6 protein-coding genes, 1 tRNA gene and 2 pseudogenes are annotated in these 7254 nt (G+C 64.1%); 7 read left to right on the top strand and 2 right to left on the bottom strand.

Annotated elements, in window-relative coordinates:
• Nucleotides 1-600: 600 nt before the first annotated feature.
• The 5 genes and pseudogenes from ABGB11_RS42140 to ABGB11_RS42120 form a co-directional block, all read left to right on the top strand.
• Nucleotides 601-864, top strand: a pseudogene (locus tag ABGB11_RS42140) (replication initiator); the annotation flags it as partial.
• 424 nt (nucleotides 865-1288) lie between these two features.
• Nucleotides 1289-2323: an aminoglycoside phosphotransferase family protein gene (locus ABGB11_RS42135; RefSeq protein WP_347641309.1), complete on the top strand. Its 1035-nt coding sequence runs from the start codon at nucleotides 1289-1291 to the stop codon at nucleotides 2321-2323.
• Nucleotides 2324-2997: 674 nt separating this feature from the next.
• Nucleotides 2998-3231: pseudogene (locus ABGB11_RS42130) on the top strand (DUF190 domain-containing protein); the annotation flags it as partial.
• Between the two features lie 64 nt (nucleotides 3232-3295).
• Nucleotides 3296-3454, top strand: coding sequence for a DUF190 domain-containing protein (locus ABGB11_RS42125; RefSeq protein ID WP_347641308.1), 159 nt, complete (start codon nucleotides 3296-3298; stop codon nucleotides 3452-3454).
• 204 nt (nucleotides 3455-3658) lie between these two features.
• Nucleotides 3659-4978, top strand: coding sequence for a cation:proton antiporter (locus tag ABGB11_RS42120; RefSeq protein ID WP_347641307.1), 1320 nt, complete (start codon nucleotides 3659-3661; stop codon nucleotides 4976-4978).
• Nucleotides 4979-5122: 144 nt separating this feature from the next.
• Here the strand turns inward: ABGB11_RS42120 and ABGB11_RS42115 are convergent, their stop codons facing one another.
• Nucleotides 5123-5221, bottom strand: a complete 99-nt coding sequence (locus ABGB11_RS42115) for a hypothetical protein (RefSeq protein WP_347641310.1) — start codon at nucleotides 5219-5221, stop codon at nucleotides 5123-5125.
• Nucleotides 5222-5836: 615 nt separating this feature from the next.
• On the opposite strand from ABGB11_RS42115, the gene ABGB11_RS42110 reads away from it, so the two are divergent.
• Together ABGB11_RS42110 and ABGB11_RS42105 are read left to right on the top strand one after the other, a co-directional pair.
• Nucleotides 5837-6109 carry a hypothetical protein gene (locus tag ABGB11_RS42110; protein WP_347641306.1) on the top strand — a complete coding sequence of 91 codons (273 nt, stop codon included), beginning with the start codon at nucleotides 5837-5839 and terminating at the stop codon, nucleotides 6107-6109.
• Between the two features lie 289 nt (nucleotides 6110-6398).
• Complete coding sequence (locus ABGB11_RS42105; protein WP_347641305.1) at nucleotides 6399-6551, top strand: hypothetical protein; 153 nt, start codon at nucleotides 6399-6401, stop codon at nucleotides 6549-6551.
• A gap of 338 nt (nucleotides 6552-6889) precedes the next feature.
• Here the strand turns inward: ABGB11_RS42105 and ABGB11_RS42100 are convergent.
• Nucleotides 6890-6978, bottom strand: a tRNA-Tyr gene (locus ABGB11_RS42100).
• Nucleotides 6979-7254: the final 276 nt, after the last annotated feature.

The following is a 7254-nucleotide window of genomic DNA, read 5'->3' as shown; positions in this document are numbered from 1 at the left end:
TGTCACACAAAGCAACGATCACGGCGGCCGTCTCGCATGTCCGGCACTCCACCCGATCGTGATCATCCCGGGCGCCCCGCCGACCAGCAGCATCATCCCCACAGCCACGATCTACAGCTGCCGTATCAGTCAGAGGGTGGGTCAGGCCCGGCTGGGAGGCGCTCACCTACATCATCTCTGTCAGAGGGCGTGGCGTCGTGACGTGAGACGGCCATCGCGTGACGCTTCTATGTTTGACAAGCGGGGTGAATGGCGAGTGGTGAGCCGTTCTCCAGAGCGCGGTAGATCTGCGGCAAGGTAACGCTTGAGGCGGCGGATCGCTTCGCGGCGGGTCTTGCCTTCGTGAGTGCGGCGGGGTCAGGTAGTCCTTGATCTGCGGGTCGCAGCGTTCCAATGTGAGCGCGATGCGGTGCAGGGCACGGTTGAGCGCTTGGTCGCCATGGGGGTTGAGGCGATGCCGGACGTTCCGTCCGCTGCTGGCCTGGATCGGGCTCACACCGGCCAGAGCGGCGAAAGCGGCCCCGTTGCCGAAGCGGCCGGGACCTGACCAAGACACCCAAGCTTGAGTTGCCGTAGGAATCACGGAGGCGACCAAAGTCAATAGCAACCCGCCAGCGGCGACGAAGACGCCCCCGGAGGTCCCGACAAAGCCGCCATTCGGCGGACGGGAAGACGTCGGGCTCTGGGATGCCGTGGTGCGTGACCTCGACGTCAGTGATGGAACGCCGGTCGACCCCGGACATCTACGACTACACCCAGGCCGCGCGGGACGCGTTGCACTTATCCAAGCTGGTCGACCGGTTCGTGCAGAACCTGCGCCGGTTCGTCGGCTATGACGTCCAGTACTTCGCCACCGTCGAACCTGTAGCTCTGGGACGACGTCGCGGGCGACAACGCCGACGGCTACCTCGACCCCACCACTGGCCGAGAGTTCGATACCGAGCGCTGGATCGCCGACAGCGACCAGGCCAAAGCACTCAGTGCGCTTTCCAACACGGGATCGCGGTGTGGCTTTACCACGCGCGTTCAGCGATGAGCCTGCGGTGAAGTTCCCATGTGCTCCCCGAAGGCGCAGTCTGGAGTTCATCTCAAGACCTGTAAGGGCGTGCGAACCAACTCCTGGCAACACAGCAAGTCTTCGATGCCATGGCACGCAACTCCACTGTTACGAGATCGTGACACCTATGACCCACTTCTGGGGTTGCGGTAATTCCGTTGCCTCGGACAGTAGAACATGTTCTGGCAAGGGCCGGAACATGTTCGACTCAAGGAAAACGGAGGTACGTGCGTGGACAAATTCACACGCCTCGTCACCGAGGCCGACAGTGATGTCGCAAGAAATTTGCTCGAACGTGACCCGAAACTCGTTCGCCAATTGCATGTGGTCGCCAAGGCGCAGCCACGGGTCTTCAACGGAGCCTTCCACCGGAACGTGCGGGTCGGGAACCTCTTGGTTCGCTCTCCTGTCGCGTACGCGGATAGGCTGGATCTACGGCTCATTCCTGAGTGTGATGTGCTGCGTGCCATAAAACCCCATCTCGGCAACAGAGCAACCCGTCTCGTATATGAGGGAGAGGGTTGGTCTGTGCACATGTTCGACGAGGGGCGGTTGCTTCACGAGGTGGCACCACCGAACCGACCGGTGCCGCCACTCACACTCTGGGAGACAGCCGATCTGTTCAGTGAACTGGCCAAAGTGCGATGGCAGGAGTTGCCGCTGCATCTCGATTGGCCGGCAGACGGCGATTCGGTGGCCTTCGGACGGCGTCTAGCCGCTTACGTGGCAAAACATAACCGGCCGGAGTTTCGCTTGCTCGGTATACCGGACGAGCCGCTGGAGCATATTTGCTTTGAGCGAACCACTTCCCGTCCGTTTCAACTCCTGCACAACGACCTGCACCGTCGGAACGTGATTATACGTCCCGACAACCATGCGGTCGTGGTGGACTGGGAAATGGCCCTGGTGGGGGACCCGGTATACGAGATGGCAACCCACCTGCATTACATGGGCTACTCCGAGGAAGAGCAAGAGACCGTCCTACGGTACTGGCTCGAAAAAATGCCGCCTTCGTCAACCGAAGGATGGCAGTCCGACCTGCAGGTATACCTGCAATTCAATCAAGTGAAATCGGCGATCAATGACACCTCCCGTGTCTTCAAGAAGATCAGGGAAGGAACTCTCCCATCGAAGGCAATACGGTCTATGATTGCCGATCTGACCGCTGTACTAAACACGGCTGGTCGCGTCTGGGGTCAGAGCACTCCTCGCGAAGTCGACTACGTCGCCAATGTCCTCCGGGATTTTTGGTCTGAGAGGGGATAGTAGATAGTGTCTATTCCGTCGGATTTCAGGGACCCCCACTAAGTGCACACTACAAGTGGGGGTCCAGTTCTCCGTTAGGACAGCGGGTCAAGGTGTCGTCGCATTTGAACGGCGAGCCTCGTCTGTAGGGCGATAGCGAGGTTACGAAGACTGGCCATGGCGCGGAGTGCGGTGCCGGTGCACCTGCCAGGCCCGTCGGCGGATGCGCGAGGCGTCCTCGGCGAAGGTGACGTCGCGGATGTGGTGCAGGGCTCCAGTTGCCAGTGGCCGCGGATGTGCACGGTGAGTCGGGCAGGTTGGCGCGTCCGGCGGTCAGGGCTGGGGACGGTGTACACGGTGGTGATCGTGGTCTTGCCGGTCACCTGGGTGCGGCGTCGTTCGACCTGGAGGGAGCCCGTCTACGGTGCAGACCTTCAGGCGGCGGATCTCGTCGCGGCCCTGGCCACAGGTCGCGGCTCGCCTCGACCCGTGGCACATCGCGCCAGGAAAGGCGCTTGAGCCGGCGGTGCAGATTTACTGCTGTCACCCATGGGCGATCGGATTATGGACCAGGTGATAGGCCATATCCACTGCACACCCCCCGGTCAGGGAGAGATGCCGAACAGCGGAACCCACGGCCGTGACGACCACGCTCCGGACATCGGTTGAACCGCTCTTCCCGCCCCGAACAGACGATGACACCCCGGACCGGTGATGGCGGGACCCGCTGTCGATCGCGGCGTCGAGCCTGTCGAAGGTCCCTGCCCTTCGACAGCGGGGAGGACGATGTGCGAATCACCGATTACGATCTGGCCGTCCGGTTGACGATCTTTGTTCTGCAGACCGACCAAGACCGCCGTCGGCCGGTGTACTGCGAGATCGTGCGCCGGGCGCACCGGAGGGGACTGGCCGGGGCGAGCGGGTTCCGCGGCCTGGAGGGCTTCGGCGCCTCCGCGCGGATCCACAGGCCGCGCTTTCTCACTCGGCAACGATGTGCCGGTCACGATCGTCATCGTCGACACCGAGGAGAGAATCCACGAATATCTTCCAGAGATCGACGAACTGGTCAGCGAGGCACTGGTCACCTCGGAACAGGTCCAGGTTCGTCACCGCACCACAGACAAACACAAAACGCAACCGGTCACGTCCTGATCGAGTGGCACTCAAGCGCCCCGACCGGGAGTCCCGTCAAATTCCGTCCAAGCTCTTTTCCGTGGATCGTGAAATAACGCTTCTATAACGTAGTTTCCAGGGGTGTGCTGGTCGGCTCTCACCCCGTTGCGGTGAACAGCGCCTGCCCCTCACAGGAGGTAAGCGATGTCCCTGGAAGTAGGCGAATAAGCCCGGATCCTCACCGTGCTGGCGATCTTCCTACTGGCCGCCCATCTCGGCGCCGCCCTGTTCGTCAAGCTGCGCCAGCCCCCGGTGATCGGCGAGATCGCCGGAGGACTCCTCCTCGGCCCCAGCGTCCTCGCTCTGGTCGCCCCGGCGGTCGGTGGCTGGCTCGCCCCGTCCGGCACCCCGAACGGGCACATGCTGGCCGTGATCTACCAACTCGGCACGATCCTGATGGTGTTCCTGGCGGGGCTGGAGATGCGACCGGGCGAGCAGGGCACCGGGCGCCGGACCGTCGCGTACACGAGCGTGCTGGGACTGGTGATCCCCTTCGCCGGAGGCCTGGCCATCGCTCAGGTGATCGACCCCAGCGCGCTGGCCGGGCCGCACGGCTCGGCCGCCACGATCTCCCTGGTGCTGGGGTTGGCGATCGCGGTGACCAGCATCCCCGTCATCTCCCGGATCATGATGGACCTGGGCATCATGGACACCCCGTTCGCCCGCACGGTCCTCACCGTCGCCGTGATCGAGGACATCCTGCTGTACGTGGTCCTGGCGGTGATCCTCGGCCTCGCCCATGTTCAGGCCGACTCCACCCACGGCTTGCCCCCACTGATCGGGGCCGAGGCGATCGAGTGGTACGTGGCCTACTACGTGGCCGCGTCCGTGCTGTTCTTCGCAATCTTCCTCGCTACGGGCCAGGCGCTGTTCCGCTGGCTCACTCACCATCCGCTGGGCGTGCTGGAGCGGCGTAGCCCCGTGGCGCTGCGGTTGCTGTTCCTGTTCGCGCTGTGCCTGTGCTGCATGGGCCTGGGCATCGACCCGATCTTCGGTGCCCTGCTGGCGGGCATCGCCATGGCCGAGGCGAGGACCGATACCAGCGACGCGCCGACGGCAGCGGCGCCTGCGGCGTCACCGGGGCTCGGCCCGCTGCGGCAATTCTCCCTGGCCTTCTTCGTCCCGATCTACTTCGCGCTCGTCGGATTCCGCCTCGACGTCGTGCACAACCTGGACGTGACCTTCTTCGCCCGGCTGTTCGTCCTGGCCTGCCTGATCAAGTTCGGCGGCGTGTGGGCGGGAGCCCGGCTGGCCGGCAACAGCCGGGCGTGGTCGACCGATTTCGCGGTGGCCATGAACGCCCGCGGCGGACCTGGCATCGTTCTGGCCTCGGTGACCTTCGCCGCAGGCATCATCAACGCCACATTCTTCGTCGCACTGGTGCTGCTGTCGATCTTCACACCGCAACTGGCCGGTGTGTGGTCTCGGCGGACTCAGGCTCGGGACTCCCAACTCGCCGCACCCGAACCGCGCACGCCACAGATGCCGGAGGCGGTGCGCTGAGCATCGACGGCCATCCGGCAGAAGGGCACCCCGTGCTGCACCATCGGCGGTGACCGGCGGACACAGCCACCCACAAGCCATCAGTCCCGCCCCGGACCTTGAGGCGGTGGGTACGCTGGGGCGCCCCCAGTACGGTCGGCACGCTCACCGCATCTCCTGCCCGGGGGAAGGTCCTCCGACAGCTACAAGATCCGCGTGGTGGATGCGGCTGGAGGCGCCGTAACCCTCGATGCCGCGGATCACGCTGGCGCCGGCCAGCCCGGCATGATGGGCGCGGCGCACAATCTCGTGGTACGGCGATTAGCGGTGCCAGGTGTCGCTCTCCTCGATGAAGATCGTCAGCCGCAGCGCGGAGCCTCAGTTTCGTCCGCGCGACGCAGGCCGCTGTTGGACGACAGGCGAACCACCATCGAAATAACGCCACGAGCATTGCTGCTGGGCATAGGTCCTCCTACCGAGATGACGACGTCATCGGCAGGGACCATCGGCGGCGAGCGCCGCGGTTACTCCACTCGCGAGCGGAGGCGGCGGGCCACCACCGCAGCCCCAGAAGACAGGGACCTGCTGCGAGTCTACTGACCGCCCGCGCTGACATCTCAGACGACAACGCCCTTAAGCCGCTTCCCGCCGCCCCTCGACACGGCCCGAAGTCAGGGCGACGGACCTACCTTGCTCCCGGCACAATGCCAAGAGGCGGCCCCGAGCGAACGTGAGGCAGCCTCGCCGTTGACCATGGGGCTGCTGAGACCTCGACCCGTACCTTGGTCCGCACAACACCCATCCACCCCGTGTTTGGTGAACGCCGGACAACCCGCGCGCCTCCTCGCCGTCAAGCCGCAGGGCAAGCGAGGCGAACGCATGGTCGCGTTCTTCACCCCCATGTACTACGCCGCGCTTCGCCCCGAGGAGGTTGTAGACCTCCGACGTGACAACCTCGTTTCTCTCCCGCCAGAGGGATGGGGAGAGGCGCGGCTCACGCACTCAGAGCCGCGTAGCGGGTCCAGGTGGACGAATGTCCTCAGGCTCGAAGAGGCCGCCTCACCGCTCGCTGAGACGCCGTACGCCCTCCGGCACGCCGCCGTGTCCACCTGGTTGAGCGCGGGTGTTCCTCCCGCCCAGGTGGCCGAGTGAGTGTGCCACCGCGTCGCCGTCCTGCTGCCGTCTACGCCAAGTGCGTAGCCGGCCAGGAGGAGGAAGCCAAACGCAGAATCACGGAGGCGACCAAAGTCAATAGCAAGCCCGCCAGCGGCGACGAAGACGCCCCCGGAGGTCCCGACAAGGCCGCCTAGAGCCGTCAGAAGTTCCCCTTCGCCCAGCCCTTGACACTCGCGCAAATGACCTCACGGTGACTGATGTGAGCGGCAAGAGGCCCTCACTCGTGGATATCCCACGGAACAACCCACTCACTGAGGAGTGACTCATGGCTGAGAAGCCTGAAAAGAAGATCACGATGATCGCGATGGGGGGGTTCACGTTCCCTGCGCGGGTCACGGAGCTCCCCGAGGACGCTGACACCGACGCTGACACCGACGGTGGCGGCAGCGGGTCGGAAGACCAGCCTCAGGACGGCTGATCACGTGAGTTCGGGCCGCCGTACTGGCTGATCCGAGCTCTATAAAATGGGACCCTCTCCCGTCGGGAGTGGGTCCTTCAACATCCCGGTCATTGCTCCCTGCCAGCGACCTGGCGGGCCGCGTGGCGGGATCATGACCGATCGGACCTGCCTCGGCGCCTGGCGGACAGCACGAGCGAATGCCCTTACGCCCGAAGAGGCCGCCTAGGACCGTCAGAACTTCAACCCGTATTCAACCCGCCCAGCCGTAGGCACCCGCAAACGATCAGAGACAGCCGGACACGACGAGAACAGCCCCTAACCGGGTCATGCCTGGTCAGGGGCTGTTTCTGCTGGGGTGGCGGGTCCAGGATTCGAACCTGGGTAGGCTAAGCCGACGGATTTACAGCCCGTCACGGATCTTGGCGACTCTACCGCGTTGACCTGCACAGACGTCAGCTGTGCTCCTTGGCTACCGCGAACAGAATCCGCGTATTTTCCGGATCTTGCTCGACCGGTCAGTTGACTGTCTGAGCGCATCTTTATCAGTTCGATCATGGTCAAGGTGGCAACGGTGCATCGCCATACTGGCCTGCGGCTGAGAGGGAGTTTTGAGAGTGGTCGGCTGGTCTGTGTGTTGTGCTGGGTGATGGGGCGAATTTCAGTGTTCGCTGTGGTTCAGGGTGAACAGTCCTGGTTGATGTTCGGCGAGGAGGTCGCGGGC

It is taken from the genome of Actinomadura sp. B10D3 (assembly GCF_039871695.1).
Lineage (GTDB): Bacteria > Actinomycetota > Actinomycetes > Streptosporangiales > Streptosporangiaceae > Spirillospora > Spirillospora madurae.
The sequence above is the reverse complement of the archived record's forward strand: the minus strand, read 5'-3'. Positions and strand labels throughout refer to the sequence as shown.